This is a genomic window from Pseudonocardia sp. (genome assembly GCF_050250275.1).
In the GTDB taxonomy this organism is placed as follows: Bacteria; Actinomycetota; Actinomycetes; order Mycobacteriales; family Pseudonocardiaceae; genus Pseudonocardia.
On sequence record NZ_JBFWOY010000027.1, the window covers coordinates 26,131 to 43,548 of the forward strand.

Below are 17,418 nucleotides of genomic sequence, written 5' to 3' on the forward strand. Positions count from 1 at the left end.
CAGCGACGTCCGATCGCCGGCGCCTGTGGACAACTTTCCGCAGGGTCGGCGATCGGCCGTTAGGCTCGGGTCGTGGCCGGAGACGAGGAGCTGGAGCGGCGGGTCAGCGCCCTCGAGGGTGAGGTGCGCGCGCTCGGCGAGCGGGTGCGGCACAGCGAGCATGACGCCGCGGCCGCCCGTGTTCTCGCGGGTGGTGCAGATCGTGACGTCGCCGAGATCCGGTCCGAGATCCGCGAGTTTCGGAGTCAGAACAACCGGGTGCTGAACGCGATGCGAGCTGACCTCGCCGACGTCCGGGTCGACCTCACCGACGTCAGGGCAGACGTGCGCGATCTTCGCGAGCACGTGGACAGGGGGTTTGCGTCGATGCGTGGCGCGCTCGACGCCACGGCGGCAGGCCAGGAACGGATCGCCGGGATGCTGTCGCGGCTGGTCGACGAGCAGGAGCGTCCGGCAGGGGAGTGACCCCTGTCGTCGCAGGTCAGGACGCAGGCTGGAGCAGGTGCACGTCGCGCCAGGACACGCGCATGCCGTGGGCCTCGCCGAGACGGCCGGCGATGAAGGTGCGCGCCTCGTCCTCGGTGCGGGTGCCTTCGAGACGGAAGGTGCCGCACAGCAACTCTCCGTCCGGCACCTCGACGACGTAATCGACGTAGTCGACGGCTGCAGGACGGACTCCGATCCGACCGAGCTTCATGTGACCAAGTTCGCGCTTCAAGGACCCCACGTTACAAGACCTTGGGTATGACCTGGGTCACTCCCAGGCAACCGATCTTGATCGACCGCTCGGCCGCCTTCGCCGCACGTTCTTCGCCATCCGTCGGCCACCTGTGGGACACGTCGAGATCACAGTCGCGCCGGACGCCCTCCGTATGGTCGACTAGGTGCGACGAGCGGGAGGTGGTCGCGTGCCCCATCGACAACCCGACCCCATCGGCACCGACCCCGACCCAGGGGAGGTACCGAGGATCACGCCGAGCCCGGGTGTGGTCCCAGCGGGGTCCAGGGTGCTCCTGCTGAACGCCAGTTTCGAACCCCTGGCGGTCGTCACGGCGAAGCGCGCGATCGTGCTGATGCTCAGTGGCAAGGCGGAGTGCGTGGAGGCCGTCCTCGACGGCGGTGCCTTCCACTCTGAGAACCTCACCGTTCCTGCTCCCTCGGTGATGCGTCTCTCGCGCTACGTGCGCGTTCCCTACCGACGTGCGGTGCCGATGACCCGCTCCGGTGTCCTGCGACGTGACAACCGCCGCTGCGCCTACTGCAGCGCCCGCGCCGACACCATCGACCACGTCGTCCCCCGCAGCCGCGGTGGCGCCCACAGCTGGGACAACTGCGTCGCGGCCTGCCGCGCCTGCAACTCCCGCAAGGCCGACCGGATGCTCGACGAGATCGGCTGGACCCTGGCCGTTCCCCCCGCCCCGCCCTCGCGGGCAGGCGGAATCCTGGTGCTGGCCGTCGAACCCCACCCGACCTGGGAGCCCTGGCTGCAGGCCGCCGCGTAGCACCTTTGCGCTACAGCCCGGTAGCATCGGGGTGTGAGCGCGACGATCAGCCAGCGAGAGCTGCGCAACGACAACGCCGAGATCATGCGGCGTGTCGAGGCCGGCGAGACCTTCACGGTGACGCGGAACGGCCGACCGGTCGCGGAGATCGTTCCGCACAGCAAGGCGGCCCGACGCAGGGTCACCCTCGCCGAGGCACGACAGCTCTTCGCGGACATCCCGCCGATCGATCCCGAGGCGTGGCGGCGCGAGCGGGAAGAAGCCGACGCGATCTTCGGCCCGGACGACATCGACTCGTGACGATCCTGCTCGACACCTCGGCGGTCATCGCACTCGGACAACTGCCGGAGACGCTGGTCGAAGGAGAGACCCTCGTCGTCAGCGCGATCACCGCTGCCGAGCTTGCCTACGGGCTGGACGTAGGAGACAAGACCGAAGCGGATGCCCGGGCAATCCGCTTCAGACGCGTACTCGAGTCGTTCGAGATCATGCCGTTCGGCGTGGAAGAGGCGAAGCTCTACGGAGTCCTGTCCTCGATGGTTCGGTGGTCGGGCCGAGACCCACGCCCTCGCCGCCTCGATCTGCAGATAGCCGCGACAGCCGCAGCAGCACGGTTTCCGGTTCTCACGAGCAACCCCCGCGACTTCGAGGGGCTGACGCCTCTCGTGGACGTCATCCCGATCGCCTGACGGCTCCCCCGCGTGGGTGGCGGCAAGTGGCGGCGCTGCGACGATGATCGCGACCTCACCGTCCGGTCTCGTACGTCGCCAGGAGTAGATCGTGCCGATTCCCGAGGGTCACGCCGTGCTCGGTCAGTCCGCCGCACCGGTCGACCGGTCCGCGTTCGGGGCGTTGTCGCGTCCGGCGGTCCCGCGTGCGGAGCGGACGGCGATCGGGCGGTCGCTGCGGCAGGCGACCCCGCGCAGCGCGCTGGGGGAGTGGACGCCCTCGCCGGACCGTGTCGACATCCTCACGCAGCTGCGCGCTGCGCACGTCGGCCGCGTCCCCGAGCTCGTGCAGGTGCGGCTGGAGCGGATGGCGGCGTCGCCCTACGGGTTCCTGCGCGGCGCGGCGGGCATCAACGCCGCCGACTTCTCGACGCTGCCCGCCACCGGCATCCAGCCCGTCATCTGCGGCGACGCGCACCTGGGCAACTTCGGTTTCTACGCCTCACCCGAGCGGGACCTGGTGTTCGACCTCAACGACTTCGACGAGGCCCACCCCGGCGCCTGGGAGTGGGACCTGCGCCGGCTCGTCGCCAGCACCTGGGTCGCGGGCCGGGAGGCGGGCGCGTCGGAGCAGGACTGTGAGCACGCCGTGTACCGCTGCGTGCGCGCCTACCGCCGGAACCTGCGGCGGCTGGCGGAGGAGCCGTTGCTCGCCCGTTCCTACGAACGCATCGACGCCGACGCGATGCAGCGCTACGTCAGCGGCCGGTCGAGCCGCAAGGCCGTCCGCCAGGCCGCCGAGCGGGCACGGCGGCGCACCAGCGACCGGGCGCTGCCGCGGTTCACCACCGACCAGGGCGGGGCGCGCCGGATCGTCACCGAGCCGCCGCTGATCACCCGGCCCGCGCCCGCCGAGTACGAGGGGCTCGTCGCCGGTCTCGACGAATACGTGACGACGCTGCCCGCGCACTGGGCGCGGGTCGTCGGCGGCTATCACCTCGTCGACATCGCCCACAAGGTCGTCGGGGTGGGCTCGGTGGGGCTGCGGGCCTATCTGGCGCTGTGCGAGGGCTCCACGCCCGACGACGTGCTGTTCCTGCAGCTCAAGCAGGCCCGCCGCTCGGTGGTGGCGCCCTTCGTGCACGGCGACTCGGCCTGGCACGCCCACCAGGGCCAGCGGGTCGTCGAGTACCAGCAGGCGTTGCAGACGGTCTCGGACCCGCTGCTCGGCTGGACCACGGTGGGGGAGCGGCAGTACTACGTGCGGCAGTTCCGCGACATGAAGGGCGCGATCGTCCTCGACGGGATCGACGCCGCCGCGCTGGCCGACTACGCCGCCGTCTGCGGGCTGATGCTGGCCAAGGGGCACGCGCGGACGAGCGGGGCGTCGATGATCGCGGGGTACTGCGGGCACGGCGACAACCTGGAGCGCGCCCTCTGTGCCTTCGCACGCCGCTACGCCGACCAGACGGAGGCCGACCACGAGGTGGTCCGTCGCTCGCTGGGGTGAGGCCGGTGGGTGCACTGTCACGTCGTGACGCGGATCGAGCGTCGGGGCCGCACAATGAGCCGGTGGAGGAGAGACGTGTGCCGGGGCGGCCGTACCCGCCGCGGCCGTTCCGTCTCGTATACGTCTGCACCGGCAACATCTGTCGCTCGCCCTTCGCCGAGGTCCTGACCAGGCATCTCGTCGACGAGCGGCTGGGGTCGGTGCTGGGGAGCTGGATCGTGGTCTCCAGTGCCGGGGTGCAGGCGGTGGTGGGTGCGCCGATGCACGACCTGACCCGCGACGAGCTCTCGCCATGGCGCCTCGACGGCCGTCCGGCCCGCCGGTTCCGGTCGCAGCAGCTGGTCGCGTCGATGGTGGAGCAGGCCGACCTCGTGCTCGGGATGTCGCGGCGGCACCGAGGGATCATCGCGGCCCTGGCGCCGACGGCGATGGCCCGCACGTTCGGGCTGCTGGAGTTCGCCAGGCTGGCGGAGGCTGTGGAGCCGCTGCGGCTGCCGGCCGACCCGCTGGCGCGGGCGTTCGCGTTGCCTGGGCAGGTGGCGGCGATGCGTGGCGTGGTGACGATCCCGCCGGAGGGCCACTCGGTCCCCGACCCGATGGGCGGGGAGCCGGCGGCCCACCACGACGCCGCGACGATGATCGCGGATGCGGTGGCCCGCGTCGTGGACATCGTCGTCCCTGGGAACCTGCCGTCGCCGGTGACCCATCGCAGTCGGTAACGAACTGGTAGCTGGGTGCGTCACCCGTTGGTGGTGAACGTCCTTTTTGTATAACGATACGGTCACGCCGCCTCGTCACCATGTAACCCGCTTGCGGGGTCCGACGTCTCTCTACTTAGTACGAGACGCGCGCACTACGCCGAACGGGTGCTAGGGCGATGGCCGACGGTCATCTCTCTGACGGTGCGTCGCATCCCCCGAATGCGCAGGAGTGACCGACGAGATGACGGAAACGCTCGCCCGTCGCGACGTGGCCGACCCAGCAGGCGAGACGCCCCTGGGCGAGCCCGACGTCGAGGCAACGATGGTCATCCGGCGCCAGCCGCACGAGTTCAGTGACCTCGCGGGGAAGGTCACCGAGGTGCCCGACGGTGAGCCCTACCGTGTCCGCTATCGCAGCCTGACGGCGGCGGCCGGTGTGCGGGGTGTGGCGGGTGCTGTGTCCATCGCCCTTCTCGGGGTGGCCTTCGACGTCCTCTTCGTCCTCTGGTTGCTCTCGCCGTCCCACATGGAATGGCAGGACGACCATGGGGCAGCACGGTTCGTCGACGTCTTCCTGATCGCCTCCATCGCGGTGATCGAAGTGTTCCGGCTGCTGAACCTGATCTCGCTCGCGCTGGCCTCGGTCCTGGTGCGCGACCCGGTACCGGTGACCCCGCCCGCAGGTCTGCGTGTGGCGTTCCTGACGACGATCGTCCCGGGCAAGGAGCCGATCGACATGGTGCGGCGCACCCTCGCCGCGGCTCGACGCGTCCGCTACGAGGACGGGATCATCGACGTCTGGCTGCTCGACGAGGGCGACGACCCGGCGGTCAAGCGCATGTGTGCCGAACTGGGGGTTCAGCACTTCACGCGCCGCTATCAGGCCGAGTACAACACCGTGCGCGGCGAGTTCAAGGCCCGGACCAAGCACGGCAACTACAACGCCTGGCTGGATCGGTTCGGCCACCGGTACGACGTGATGCTGTCGGTCGATCCGGACCATGTCCCGCTGCCCTGCTACGCCGAGCGGATGCTCGGGTACTTCCGCGACCCGGACGTCGCGTTCGTGTGCGGTCCGCAGACCTACGCCAACCAGGAGACGTTCGTCACGCGTGGTGCGGAGTCGCAGCAGTTCCCGTTCCACGGGCTGATTCAACGGGCGGCGAACCGCAATCGGGCGGGGATGCTCGTCGGTACCAACAACGCCATCAGGATCAGGGCCCTGTGGACGGTGGGCGGCCTTCAGGACTCCATCACCGAGGACATGGCGACGGGTCTTCTGCTGCACTCGCGTCGCAATCCGGAGACGGGCCGGCGTTGGGACTCCGTCTACACGCCGGACGTGGTGGCGTTGGGGGAGGGGCCGTCGTCGTGGGGCGACTACTTCGGTCAGCAGCTGCGGTGGTCGCGCGGGACGCTGGAGATCCTGCGCAGCCTGATGTGGCGGCGGCTGATCCGGCTCTCGCTCGGCCGCGCCGTGCACTACCTGCTGCTGACGAGCTTCTACCCGGCGATGGCGCTGTCGTGGGTGCTGGGCTGCGTCAACGCCATCCTGTGCCTCACCGTCGGCGCGACGGGCCTCGTCGTGAGCCCGACGGTCTGGCTGGCGCTCTACGTCGACGTCATGGCGACGCAGGTGTGGATGTTCGTCCGCAACCGTCGCTACAACGTCAGCCCGTACGAGGCAGACGGATCCCCGGGCCTCACGGGTGTCCTGATGTCCCTGCTGTGCGCGCCGTTGTTCGTCCGCGCGCTGATGCAGACGATCCTGAGGCGGCCGGCGAGGTTCGTCGTGACTCCGAAGGACGCGGCATCGTCGTCGGACCACTGGTCGGCGTTCCGTACCCACCTCACGTGGTGTGTGCTGCTGGTCGCTGCCCTGGTGGTCGCGCTGGCCCGCAACAGCCTTGGGATCGAGATCCTGTTGTGGCCCTTGATCGCGGTGGCCATCTGTCTGGTGCCGGTCGCCAACTGGCTCCTCGCGAGGCGAGGCGCGCCCACAGCGGCTGCCGCCGTCCCCGCGTCCTCGAACGCTCTGGTCGGGCCGGTGCTGCCGCTCATACCCCTGCAGGCCGCAGCCCCTGAGGCACGCACGAACGAGAAGGAGCAGGTCGCGTCATGACGTGGCTGCGGACGCCCACGGGACGCAAGTGGCGGCGGATCGCGCTGCTCGTCGTGATCCCGCTGGTGCTGATCGGGGTGAACGTCGCGCCGGCGATGGCTTTCGTGTCGCAGATGCGCCACCAGATGCTCGTCGACAGCGACGACTACAAGCGCCAGTACGGGCACTGGGACGTCGTCGACCTCCCCGACGACATGGAGGTCAACGCCATCCATGCGGCGCTGCTGCCGACGGGGAAGCTGCTGATCATCGCCGGCTCCGGCAACGACACCGAGGCCTTCCAGGCGGGCACCTTCAGGACGCTGATCTACGACCCGGCCACCGGTGGAACGAAGCTCGTCCCCACCCCGGCCGACCTGTTCTGCGGTGGGCACGCCTTCCTGCCCGACGGCAAGCTGCTCGTCGCCGGCGGCACACAGCGCTACGAGGTGCTGCCGCCCGACGTCACCAAGGCAGCAGGCGGGATGCTGGTGAAGAACGAGTCGCCCGACGTCGCGCGCAGCCTGCCGAAGGGCACGGTGTTCGTGGCGCCCAACGGGTTGCGCTACCTCAGCACGGCCGACGTCACACTGCCGCCCGCCGCCAAGACGTCCGTCCACACCAGGACGACCGTGACCGCGAGCCAGGACACCGTGTGGGTCGAGGCCGAGGCCCCCGGCCCGCAGTACGCGACGACCGACCGGCAGCAGTACTCGGTCGCGGGTCTGGCCGACGCGAACGACGTGTACGGCATCGCCGACAAGATGACCTTCGACAAGCAGGAGTTCCAGGGCATCGCCGACAGCTACGAGTTCGACCCGGTCACCGAGTCGTACCAGAAGGTCGGCTCGATGAACCACAAGCGTTGGTACCCGACGCTCGTCGGCCTGCCCGACAACGGCGGCGTCATCGCGGTGTCGGGCCTCGACGGGACCGGCCAGGTCGTCGACGGCTACAACGAGGTCTACGACGCGCGCACCCGCACGTGGGTGGACCGACCCGACCTGCGTCAGTACTTCCCGACCTACCCCGCGCTATTCCCCACCCAGCGCGGCGAGCTCTTCTACTCGGGCTCGAATGCCGGCTACGGCCCCGACGACAAGGGCCGCACCCCCGGCTTCTGGAACCTGGCGGACAACACGTTCCGCACGGTGCCCGGGTTGCGGGACCCCGACATGCTCGAGACCAGCGGCTCGACGTGGGCCGGCACCGTGCAGAACCAGAAGGTGATGGTCGTCGGCGGTGGCGGCGTCGGCGAGTCCGACCGCTCCACCGCCCGCATCGACGTCGTCGACCTCACGGCGCCGCACCCGGCCTTCACACCTGGCCCGAGTTTGCCGCAGGGCACCCGCTACCCCAACCTCGTCACGCTGCCCGACGACACCACCCTCATCACCGGAGGTTCCTCCGGCTACCGCGGGGAGGGCGCCAGCGACAACCTGACCGCCCGCATCTACCACCCCGACACCAACACGCTCTCCGACGCCGCCGACCCGTCCGTCGGCCGTGACTACCACTCCGAAGCACTCCTGCTGCCGGACGGTCGCGTCGCCACCCTCGGCTCGAACCCGCTGTTCAAGGACGCCGCGAACACCAAGCCGGGGGCCTTCGAGAAGCGCATCGAGATCTACACGCCCGCCTACCTGTACCGGGGTACGCGGCCGCAGATCACCGACGCGCCCCCGACCGTCGCCACAGGAGCCACCATGACGGTGTCGACGCCCGACGCCGCCCGCATCGCCTCCGCCCGGCTGATCCGGCCCAGCGCGGTGACCCACGTGACCGACGTCGAGCAGAGGTCCGTCGCACTCGACGTCACCAGGGCCGACGACGCGCTGTCGGTGACCGTCCCCGCCGACGGCAACATCGTCCCACCCGGCTTCTACATGCTGTTCCTCGTCGCCGACGACGGGACGCCGTCGGTGGCGCGGTGGGTGCAGGTCACGTGAGGCAGTCGGGCGGGCGCCCGGGGCGTCCCGAGGTTCTGGGAGACTCCGCGATCGTGAGGTCCCGGAGGGTGTTCACGTCGCTGGCCGGTGCGATCGTCGGAGTGGTGGTGGCGCTGGTGCTGTTCACCGCGTGCGGGAACGCCTCCGGCGGCAACGCCCCGGCGACACAAGCTCCACCTGTCGCCCTGCCCTCACCGACGGGATACTACGTCGACCCCGACTCGCCCGCCGCGCAGCAGCAACGCGAATGGCAGGCCGCCGGCCGTACGGAGGACGCCGCGGCGATCGGCCGCATCGCCTCCCAGCCCGTACCGCTGTGGCTGACGGCCGACACCGCGTCGGTGGCCGCCCAGGCCGGCGGATACGCCGACCGCGCCGCGGCTGTCGGGCAGAAGCCACTCTTCGTGGCCTACCACATCCCCAACCGCGACTGCGGCAGCTTCTCCAGCGGGGGAGCGGCCGACGCCGCCGACTACGCAGCCTGGATCCGCCAGGTGGCGAGCGCGCTCAAGGGCAGGGAAGCGACGGTCGTCCTCGAGCCCGACGCCGTGCCCCACGAGGTCTCCGGCTGCGTCGGCGATGCCGCTTCCCAGAGGAAGACGATGCTGTCCGACGCCATCAGCGTGCTGAAGGCCGCGGGCCCCGTGACGGTGTATCTCGACGCCGGCAACCCGGGCTTCGTGAAGGACCCCGCCGCGATCGCCGACGCCCTGGCTGCCAGCGGTATCGCCCAGGCCGACGGGTTCAGCCTCAACGTCGCCAACTTCTGGACGACCGCCGATAACCTGACATACGGCCGCGCGATCTCCGACAGACTGAGCGGCAAGCACTTCATCATCGACACGAGCCGCAACGGCAACGGCCCGGTTGCAGGGGACACCATCGACGGTGGCCCGACCTTCTGCAACCCGCCGGGGCGAGCGCTCGGCCAGGAACCCACGCTGAGTAGCGGCGAGGATCGCGTCGATGCCTACCTTTGGGTCAAGAGAGTCGGGGAGTCCGACGGCGCATGTCGACCGGGTGAGCTAGCAGCTGGAACTTGGTCGCCGACATCTGCGATTGAGTTGGTCGACAACGGTCGATAAGAAGTGTCCGGTAAGCGATAAGGTTCTATCGACATCCGAACCTTCTCAGTTCGCGTGAGGCAGAACCTAGAGCCGGCTAACTGGGGTGTTGGCTGAAGCTGAGCCCCCCAATTCGCAACCGGCTGCGAGGCACGAGCGATCACGGGCCCTGCATACCCCGCGAACAGGGAACTTGCCTGTAACGCTACGGCCTCAGCATTCGAAGTCCTAGTGCGCACCTTGTCCAGCCGACCCATGCGTCAACATGCGCCCTTTGGAGCCTACACCGATCCTGGGAGTCTAGAAAGTGCGAATCGCAATGATCGGTACGCGCGGCGTGCCAGCCCGTTACGGCGGGTTCGAAACCGCGGTTGAGGAGATCGGACGAAGACTTGCCGAAGCAGGCCACGGCATTCGCGTCTACTGCAGAGGCGGCGATAGATCGTCCCACTATCTTGGCATGAGACGAACCCGCCTCCCTGCTCTCAAGCATCCGATAACCGAAACCCTCAGTCACACCGCACTATCCGTAGCGCATCTCGCTCTTCATCGGACCGACGTCGCTCTAGTCTTCAACGCCGCTAACGCACCGTTGTTGCCGGTAATCAGAGCATCGCGCATCCCAGTCGCGGTGCACGTCGACGGACTCGAGTGGAAGCGTGCTAAGTGGGGTCCCAATGGAAGGAGATACTACCTAGCAAACGAACGCCTCGCAGTTCGGCTAGCGGACGAGCTTATTGCGGACGCTGTAGGAATCCAGGATTACTATCGTGACCGGTACAACGCAGGAAGCGTCTTCATTCCGTACGGAGCGGCGATACAGAAAGAATGTGATGCCGCAGAACTACTGAAACTTGGGCTCCATCCCAACTCCTACCATCTCGTCGTCGCACGGCTCGAGCCTGAGAATCATGTTGACGTCATAGTCAAGGGTTACGCGATGAGTAACGCGGTCAAGCCGCTAATTGTAGTTGGATCAGTTCCATACCGGAGCGAGCACGAAAAGTTGGTGAAAGAACTGGCCCGACAGGACTCGCGGATCAGACTGGTCGGTGGTGTTTGGGACAGCAATCTCCTGGATTCTCTTTACGCAGGTGCGGCGACATACCTCCATGGACACTCTGTCGGAGGAACGAATCCTTCGCTTCTGAGGGCGATGGGCGCTGGTGCCAGCGTTATCGCATGGGATGTAAATTTCAATCGCGAAGTTCTGGGAGACCACGCGCGATTCTTTTCCACCCCGGCAGCCTTGGCGCATGCAGTTTCCGCCGCCGAAACGGAGCCGGATGAAGCGACCGCCCAAGGCGAGGCGGCAAGACAGCGTGCGATAGACCTTTATGACTGGGACGATGTCGCAACCCGTTATGAGAGCCTCTGCCGCGAACTGAACAACCGAGAGCGGGTACGCGGTCATCGTAGCCAGAATAGATGATGGCGCAACGATATAAGTGATGAAAGAGACGAACAGGGTTTCGGACGGGACCCGCGCCTCCGACGGGAGTTTTAAGTGAAAATTCTCTTTACGCACCCGTCGGCCGAGTTGTATGGCAGTGACCGGATGGCAGTCCAAGCTGTTCGGGCTTTAGTGGACGCAGGGCACTCGGTGACCGTTATTGCGCCCGGAGACGGGCCATTGGCAGCCAACTTTCTTGAAGCTGGAGCTCGATTCATACCGAGTCAAGTCCCAGTTCTTCGGAAATCAGACCTGTCATCTTCAGGTATTCTTCGACTCGTGCGCCAAGTTGCTAGGTCGATCCCTCAACTTTTGCATATTGTTCGGCAGGAGGATCCCCAAGTCATCTATATTAATACGATCGTCCAACCATGGTGGATGATAGCTGCCCTGCTAACGCGTCGTAAGCAGGTAGTGCACGTCCGAGAGGCAGAGTCAAATTCTAGCCGTATCGTTCGCACGATGCTTCACCTTCCGTTGCTCGGAGCTAGTCGGATAATCTGCAACAGTAGGGCCACAGCGTCTGAAGTCTCCGCTGCCGTCCGAGGGCTGGCTCGCAGGACGGTCGTGATCTACAACGGGAAAGACTGGTCCCCCTATTTGAGTGAAGGGGATCTGTCAATACCGCAGAAGTCAGATTCTGCAAAAACGTCGCTGACAGTTGTGGGCCGGCTGAGTCCACGCAAGGGGCAAGACTTAGCCATCCGAGCAGCAGCTATGCTGCAGGACCTCGGGATAGACGTCGACCTCTCTCTAGTTGGAGATACCTTCGCAGGGTACGAGTGGTTCTACGACGAGCTGAGGTCACTAGCGCAAAAACTCGGTATGGCGGATCGAGTAAAGTTTCTCGGCTTTCAACATGACATTATTCCGACCCTGCGCACCACCGATATTGCCATCGTCCCATCAAGGATCGAACCATTTGGCACAGTGGCAGCAGAGTCAATGGCTGCGGGCGTCCTCACCATAGTTGCGAACGTCCAGGGGCTAATTGAAATTGTGACAGATAGAGAAACCGGCCTCACGTTCGAAGCCGGTAAGGCTGAAAGCCTTGCTCAAGCCTGTGTGTGGGCGATCAAGAACGCTGGAGACGCGACGAGAATCGCAATTGCGGGACAGGAATCCGTACCAGAGAGGTTTAGTCTCGAATCGTATAAAAGTGCAGTCGTGTCCGTACTGGAGAAGGTGCAGTGAATATTGACACACGAACGGCAGGCAACAATGTTACTGTCGCGATCGTGACGTTCAATTCGGCTGCTCACATCGGAGACTGCGTCGAGCGGCTCAGGCAGCGACCAAGTTGGTTAAGAGTCGGTATTCGCGACAATGCGTCGTCTGACGGCACGCCAACGTTGCTGAAGGAACTCCAGACTAATCGCTTCGTCGACTCCGTGGTACTTGACGATGAAAATGTAGGCTTCGCAGTCGCGGTGAACGAAATAATTCGCGATGCCGGGGACGACGACGTGATCCTGCTCAACCCAGACGCGCGAATCGACATAGATGCGATTCTGGCGATGCGAAATGAAATTGAACAGGATCGGACACTAGGCTTGGTCGCACCTGTCGTTCTTGGTGCGAGTGATATAAAGGTTATGTCGGCCGGCCGTCAACCGCGGCTATGGCCAATGTTCACCCATTACTCTGGACTCAGCGCAGTGTTCCCCCACGTTGGAGCATTTAAGGGCAGGCACCTCTTTATCGATCCGCATTCGAATGACGATCAGTTTGTCGAGTGGACGTCCGGCTGTTGTGTCTACATTCCACGGCGTACGATTAACGATATCGGCATGCTGTCTGAGGCATGGTTCATGTATGGCGAGGACGTCGAATTTTGCAGTAGAGTGCTTAATGGCGGCAAGCGAATTAAGATTCTTTCACGAGTCCGTGCATACCATGAAGTCGGGGGATCGTCATCGGCTTCACCGACATCGCAGGAAGCGTCGGACGTGCACCAGACTGCGGCTTTTCAGTCAGGCCGTCGTGAGTCCGTCAACGGTCATGTATCTACGCTGTGGGCGAGGAACCTGTACGACTTCTATCGACGCGAGTACCGCCCATCGATAGTGACAGCATTCGTCTGGAAGCTCGTATTTACCTTCGGCAATCTCTCGCGCGCGATGATTCGAGCTCTACGAGACGCGGATCGTCGCCGTGCGAAAGGGCTAGCTCGAAACGCGTTGGCAGTATGGCGCTAGGTCCACATAACGGCCAGATATTCGACCTACCACTGCCTCCTCGTGTGCCTAGTCGTACGACATCAAAAAGAACCGGTCGTCATCGGAAGCCGTCGCCAAGATCGCTTCACGGACTTAACGAGGCGACGCTCCTGGGCCGGCGCCCTCCTCCACGAAAGCTATCGCTCCTTCAGTACTGTGTCGTTGTTGGAGCAACGATTCTCTTAGCCGCGGGACAGTTCTTCTTTCTCCCCAAGAACCTGAGCGTTGCCGACTTTGGGCTAACCATCCTAGCGTTGTCATTGTTGCAGGCTGCGCTGCAGTTCGCCGATCTCGGATTCTTTAACGCATCGCTACGGTCAGATCTTTCCGCAGTCGACCGCACGACGCTTCGTAAGGCGGGTGTGAGTATTGCCTGGATTACGTGCGTATCGGGAATGCTAGCAGCTACCGTAGCGTCGATCACGGTCTCCGGCGTGGCGCTGCTTGCTGTACTTGCGTTCGTGTGCGCCCTTCTTGTAGTGGGCGACAAGGCCCGGGGTTCGGCTGCCGTACACCTTGGAGACGAAGTACGCGCGACCCGGAACAACACGAGTTGGCAGAACTCTCCAAAACTTGGATCAATCATTGGAAGCTTTGGTCACAGTGCGCTGCTGACGATGGCGGGCGCGGCAGTATCGGCTGCGCTTTTCAGTCGTCCTGCCTTCCCGAATGCGATCGACTTGAGATGGGTTCGGAAAACGGCCAGGTTCTGGGGACCGGGACTGGCCGTAGCAGCGACCGCTTTCATCGCCACCTGGGCGGAAACGTATGTGCTTTCGATTTCCGCGCCAATAGCTTCTGTCGGGCAGTATCAGGCGGTGGTTCGGCCTCTCACGGGGGTAACTTATCTGTATCTTCCGGTCGTCTCCCTGATACAGGCAGCATCTAATTCGGGCAGGTGGAGCAGGGCGCGGAAGTTGACTGCCGCAGGAATTAGCATCGGCTTCACGGGCTCGACGCTTGTGGGTTTAGCGATGTTCTTCTTCGGGCGGCAGATCTGGCCCGATTTCGACTTCCGTACTGACGTCATTGTATTCGCTGCAGTTGCCAGCTTTGGCATGTGTATCTCGGCGCTGCTCGGAACGCACCTTCTATTGCTGGGAAAGCATGTTGCGGCAGCGACGAACTCCGCCATAGGCGCGATAGCGCTGTTAGTGGCAGCGATCGTCCTGGTTCCTTCTGGAGGCGAGGTAGGGGCGGCGGTGTCATCGTCGCTGGCTTGGACCATTGTAGTGGCCTGCCACTGCTTCACTTTATGGCGAAATCAGCGGAAAATGAAGTCGGAGAATTGAGGGGCCAGTGTGCTGAAGCTTGGACAACGGATTATCACTCGCGCGGGACGCAACTATTCGATCGACGAAGATATTCCGAAAAGGTTTATACTCTCACGTTACCGTGAGCGGGGAATCGACGCTCTTCGGGGTCTCCTTACCTTTCGCCGAGCAGTCTTTCGTGGACCGAACGTTCAAATCTTCTATAAGAGAGGGTTGGACCTCGCTGAGCTCTCGACTCTGGGCGCGGGCTCGATCATCGATGGGAGCGGATCGTGCGGTGTCAAGCTGGCTAGAGGGGCGAAAATTGGTCGGCGTTCGATCGTCACTGCGACGAGCCAGTTGTCGAAGCGTGGAGTTGGATTAATGATGGGGGAGTACAGCGGCATTGGGGATCACGCGCACATTGGTTGTAGCGGTGGCGTCTTCCTAGGAGCGAATGTAATAGCCGGCCCGTACGTTACGTTCCACTCGCAGGAGCATGTGGCAGATGACTTGAGTGAACCGATTCGACTACAAGGGACTGTTGAGTCCCCGATCCGTATTGAGGATAATGTCTGGATCGGTGCCCGTGTGACATTTCTTGCTGGTTCGCGAGTGGGCTCAGGGTCAATTGTGGCAGCAGGTAGTGTTGTAAGAGGTGTGTTCCCTTCGAATTGTGTAGTGGGAGGGGTTCCGGCTAAGATTTTGAAGTATCGGTAGAGGGGAAGGGTGCGGTGGCGAGACTGGAGGGCAGTATGAGAGGGGTGGCTATTCTCGTTGCTACGGCTCTACTTTTGCTCGCAGGTTGCGGCCATCAGGTAGCCAGCACTTCTGCTGCTGGGATCGTGACTATCTCAGTTGCTTCAAGTCAGCAATTGAGTCTCACAGTCGTCGGTGACTCACTTGACGCCGGCTTGTACGCCACCACGCCGCAGGGCGGGTTTCATGGATTGCTGGTTGCAGAGCTTCGGACCTTGGCCCCTGTAGTAGATCGTCCTCTAAGTGTTGTTGGCGGTACATCGGCTAGAGCGCTAGGGAACGCTCAATTCCCCGCAGGGCAGGATCTATACATTATTGAACTAGGAACAAATGATGTAGCGGAGGTTGACGCCGGTACATTCCGGGACAACTATCGGCGACTTCTGGATCGCGTGCTCGCTGCGTCTCCGCAGGCACATCTTCTCTGTGTCGGGGTATGGCGCCCAGAACAGATTTCGAAGCGCTTCGACGTGATCATTAAGGATACGTGCGAGACGAGAGGTGGCGTATTTCGACAGCTGGCGGACTTATTCGACGACGCCGAACTGAGGGGACCCGCGGGAAGGGCCGTGTTCGGAGGAAAGTCAGATGATTTCCATCCCAACGACCGCGGCCACAAGGCCATTGCGGAACGGCTGGAGCAGGCGATAGTCGTGCAGAGGATCTAGCTATGGCAGTTTTCGCCGGAACAATCTATCGGCAGAACGACAGGCGGTCGCGATCGTTGTTAGATTTCAGCGTTCCGCTGTCAGTACTCGTTGTTCTCCTCGTGGCGGAGTACGAAGGGCCTTTGCTCGCGGTTCTATTTGCTTGCGCGGCCCCGCTTCTTGCGGTCCTTGTATCAAATCGCGAGGGCGGGGTTCTTGCCTGGACCCCACTATATTGGCTGTTCGCAATCCTTGTTCTGGGGTGCGTTAGCAGGATCGTTTCAGGCGCTTTAGGCCAAACAGTCTTCGACGTCGACTTGCAGCGTGACTTGGCGATGAGTGTTTCGAACATCGTGCTTTTCGCAGTTGGTTCGATGGGTGCGGCCGGCGCCAGATCCTATCGACTGCTCCTGGCGGCAATTGTTGCCGCCGGAACTATTGTCTCGCTGGTTCATCTTTTGAGGCTGTCAGTAGTCCTTGCGGGCGGGGTGTCGGACCTCTATCAGTTGCGCTTGGATGCGGGCCGTGGATCGATTACTCAATTCGCTGCTCTGTGCGCCTGCATTCTACTGTACTCGACTCCGTGGATGAGGATGCGCTTGGCTAGGAGGCGCTTGCTTATCATTTTGGCGATTTGTATTTGCTGTTCGATCATGCTTACTCTGTCTAGGGGTCTGATCCTGCTCCTCATTATCCTCCTCTTTGCGGCGATGGGGCTAGGATTCCGACATGCCGATGGAAAGATGCGAGCCAGAGGTGTGCGGATCGTTGCGACGATACTTGCCCTCTCCGTTGCTTTCGGAATCACATTTTTCTTGCTGGCGCACTCGTCAAATCCGACCTTAAAGACCTTGGGAGAGTCGTTTCTCTCTAGGCTTCGCAACAGTGGTAGTGAGATATCAAGCTCCGACTTTGAGACGAAAGATCAAATTACCGAAGACTATCGGGCATTCGAACTGGATCGGGCAGTTGCCCAGTTCGAGGAGCAGTCGCCGGCCCTCCAATGGATTGGGCAGGGTTGGGGAAGTGCTGTAAACTTTGGCATTGAGACGGCATCGACGCAGTCTGATTTTTCGAGAACTTCTGCCGCCTTCCTTCATAACGGCTATGCCTACTTCTTGATGAAGACTGGGTTTCTAGGTCTTGCGACCTACCTCGGATTTATCGTCACTCTGCTGTTTCGCGCTGTTTCGACACTGGGATGGTCGGGCTCGAGTGAGGATTTCGGCCGGCGAAGGGTGTTGTTGGTTGGTGCCCTCGCGTTGGCAGTCGGAACGATTACGACAGGTGGACTGGGCTTTCCGGCGGTGTATCTGGGGCTGCTAGTACTACTAGGTGTCTGCTATCCAGCGATGAGATTTGAACTTCTGCCCGAACATCGGCCTGTAGATCGGCATGTGAGTGGAGTCGAGCAGACGCAGAGGCTGAAGAGTGTGTAGGTCTCAGCCAGCTGTAAGATGCCTTGCGATGAATCGGAGTGTCAGGTGAGATTTCTGAGTCTTCCGCAAGAAGCACATCGGGTATACGCAGTCGTGGCGGGAGTGTTGGCGCTCTTGGGAGCGCTTGGCGGCCTACTCCTGTCGGCAGTGACG

The 17,418-nt window shown here is 63.5% G+C and carries 17 protein-coding genes; 16 read left to right on the plus strand and 1 reads right to left on the minus strand.

All coding sequences use genetic code 11. The annotated features are described in order from the left end of the window. Positions 1 to 72 precede the first annotated feature (72 nt). Positions 73 to 465 (plus strand): permease, encoded by a 393-nt coding sequence (locus tag AB7F12_RS22645; RefSeq protein WP_428499290.1) that lies wholly within the window; start codon positions 73 to 75, stop codon positions 463 to 465. 16 nt (positions 466 to 481) lie between these two features. On the opposite strand, the gene AB7F12_RS22650 is transcribed toward AB7F12_RS22645, so the two are convergent. Then, positions 482 to 718, minus strand: coding sequence for a hypothetical protein (locus tag AB7F12_RS22650; protein ID WP_428499291.1), 237 nt, complete (start codon positions 716 to 718; stop codon positions 482 to 484). Positions 719 to 1,007: 289 nt separating this feature from the next. On the opposite strand from AB7F12_RS22650, the gene AB7F12_RS22655 reads away from it, so the two are divergent. The 15 genes from AB7F12_RS22655 (at position 1,008) to AB7F12_RS22725 (ending at position 17,265) form a co-directional block, all read left to right on the plus strand. Next, positions 1,008 to 1,502 carry an HNH endonuclease gene (locus AB7F12_RS22655; RefSeq protein ID WP_428499292.1) on the plus strand — a complete coding sequence of 165 codons (495 nt, stop codon included), beginning with the start codon at positions 1,008 to 1,010 and terminating at the stop codon, positions 1,500 to 1,502. Between the two features lie 33 nt (positions 1,503 to 1,535). Beyond that, complete coding sequence (locus AB7F12_RS22660) at positions 1,536 to 1,802, plus strand: type II toxin-antitoxin system Phd/YefM family antitoxin (protein WP_428499293.1); 267 nt, start codon at positions 1,536 to 1,538, stop codon at positions 1,800 to 1,802. Continuing rightward, entirely contained in the window at positions 1,799 to 2,191 is a 393-nt protein-coding gene (locus AB7F12_RS22665; protein WP_428499294.1) for a PIN domain-containing protein, read from the plus strand. Before AB7F12_RS22660 ends, AB7F12_RS22665 begins: the two co-directional genes overlap by 4 nt. Positions 2,192 to 2,282: 91 nt before the next feature. Next, positions 2,283 to 3,680: a DUF2252 domain-containing protein gene (locus tag AB7F12_RS22670; RefSeq protein ID WP_428499295.1), complete on the plus strand. Its 1,398-nt coding sequence runs from the start codon at positions 2,283 to 2,285 to the stop codon at positions 3,678 to 3,680. A gap of 77 nt (positions 3,681 to 3,757) precedes the next feature. Beyond that, positions 3,758 to 4,399 (plus strand): hypothetical protein, encoded by a 642-nt coding sequence (locus AB7F12_RS22675; protein ID WP_428499296.1) that lies wholly within the window; start codon positions 3,758 to 3,760, stop codon positions 4,397 to 4,399. A gap of 223 nt (positions 4,400 to 4,622) precedes the next feature. Continuing rightward, a complete protein-coding gene (locus AB7F12_RS22680; RefSeq protein WP_428499297.1) occupies positions 4,623 to 6,503 on the plus strand; it encodes a glycosyltransferase family 2 protein in 1,881 nt (626 codons plus the stop codon). Then, entirely contained in the window at positions 6,500 to 8,431 is a 1,932-nt protein-coding gene (locus tag AB7F12_RS22685; protein ID WP_428499298.1) for a galactose oxidase-like domain-containing protein, read from the plus strand. Before AB7F12_RS22680 ends, AB7F12_RS22685 begins: the two co-directional genes overlap by 4 nt. Before the next feature lie 68 nt (positions 8,432 to 8,499). Beyond that, positions 8,500 to 9,516, plus strand: a complete 1,017-nt coding sequence (locus AB7F12_RS22690) for a glycoside hydrolase family 6 protein (RefSeq protein ID WP_428499299.1) — start codon at positions 8,500 to 8,502, stop codon at positions 9,514 to 9,516. Positions 9,517 to 9,802: 286 nt separating this feature from the next. Beyond that, entirely contained in the window at positions 9,803 to 10,927 is a 1,125-nt protein-coding gene (locus AB7F12_RS22695; protein WP_428517984.1) for a DUF1972 domain-containing protein, read from the plus strand. Between the two features lie 126 nt (positions 10,928 to 11,053). Then, entirely contained in the window at positions 11,054 to 12,142 is a 1,089-nt protein-coding gene (locus AB7F12_RS22700) for a glycosyltransferase family 4 protein (RefSeq protein WP_428499313.1), read from the plus strand. A 44-nt stretch (positions 12,143 to 12,186) separates the two neighbouring features. Next, entirely contained in the window at positions 12,187 to 13,146 is a 960-nt protein-coding gene (locus AB7F12_RS22705; RefSeq protein ID WP_428499301.1) for a glycosyltransferase, read from the plus strand. Between the two features lie 284 nt (positions 13,147 to 13,430). Further along, a complete protein-coding gene (locus AB7F12_RS22710; RefSeq protein ID WP_428499302.1) occupies positions 13,431 to 14,459 on the plus strand; it encodes a hypothetical protein in 1,029 nt (342 codons plus the stop codon). Between the two features lie 348 nt (positions 14,460 to 14,807). Beyond that, a complete protein-coding gene (locus AB7F12_RS22715) occupies positions 14,808 to 15,140 on the plus strand; it encodes an acyltransferase (protein WP_428499314.1) in 333 nt (110 codons plus the stop codon). Between the two features lie 35 nt (positions 15,141 to 15,175). Then, positions 15,176 to 15,847 (plus strand): SGNH/GDSL hydrolase family protein, encoded by a 672-nt coding sequence (locus tag AB7F12_RS22720; RefSeq protein ID WP_428499315.1) that lies wholly within the window; start codon positions 15,176 to 15,178, stop codon positions 15,845 to 15,847. A 2-nt stretch (positions 15,848 to 15,849) separates the two neighbouring features. After that, positions 15,850 to 17,265: an O-antigen ligase family protein gene (locus tag AB7F12_RS22725; RefSeq protein WP_428499303.1), complete on the plus strand. Its 1,416-nt coding sequence runs from the start codon at positions 15,850 to 15,852 to the stop codon at positions 17,263 to 17,265. Positions 17,266 to 17,418 lie beyond the last annotated feature (153 nt).

What these genes read in the sequence shown, in the direction of transcription:
- AB7F12_RS22680 (WP_428499297.1), top strand. Translation starts at nt 4,623, where the DNA reads ATGACGGAAACGCTCGCCCGTCGCGACGTGGCCGACCCAGCAGGCGAG.
- AB7F12_RS22685 (WP_428499298.1), top strand. Translation starts at nt 6,500, where the DNA reads ATGACGTGGCTGCGGACGCCCACGGGACGCAAGTGGCGGCGGATCGCG.
- AB7F12_RS22700 (WP_428499313.1), top strand. Translation starts at nt 11,054, where the DNA reads ATGGCAGTCCAAGCTGTTCGGGCTTTAGTGGACGCAGGGCACTCGGTG.
- AB7F12_RS22715 (WP_428499314.1), top strand. Translation starts at nt 14,808, where the DNA reads ATGGGGGAGTACAGCGGCATTGGGGATCACGCGCACATTGGTTGTAGC.
- AB7F12_RS22720 (WP_428499315.1), top strand. Translation starts at nt 15,176, where the DNA reads ATGAGAGGGGTGGCTATTCTCGTTGCTACGGCTCTACTTTTGCTCGCA.
- AB7F12_RS22725 (WP_428499303.1), top strand. Translation starts at nt 15,850, where the DNA reads ATGGCAGTTTTCGCCGGAACAATCTATCGGCAGAACGACAGGCGGTCG.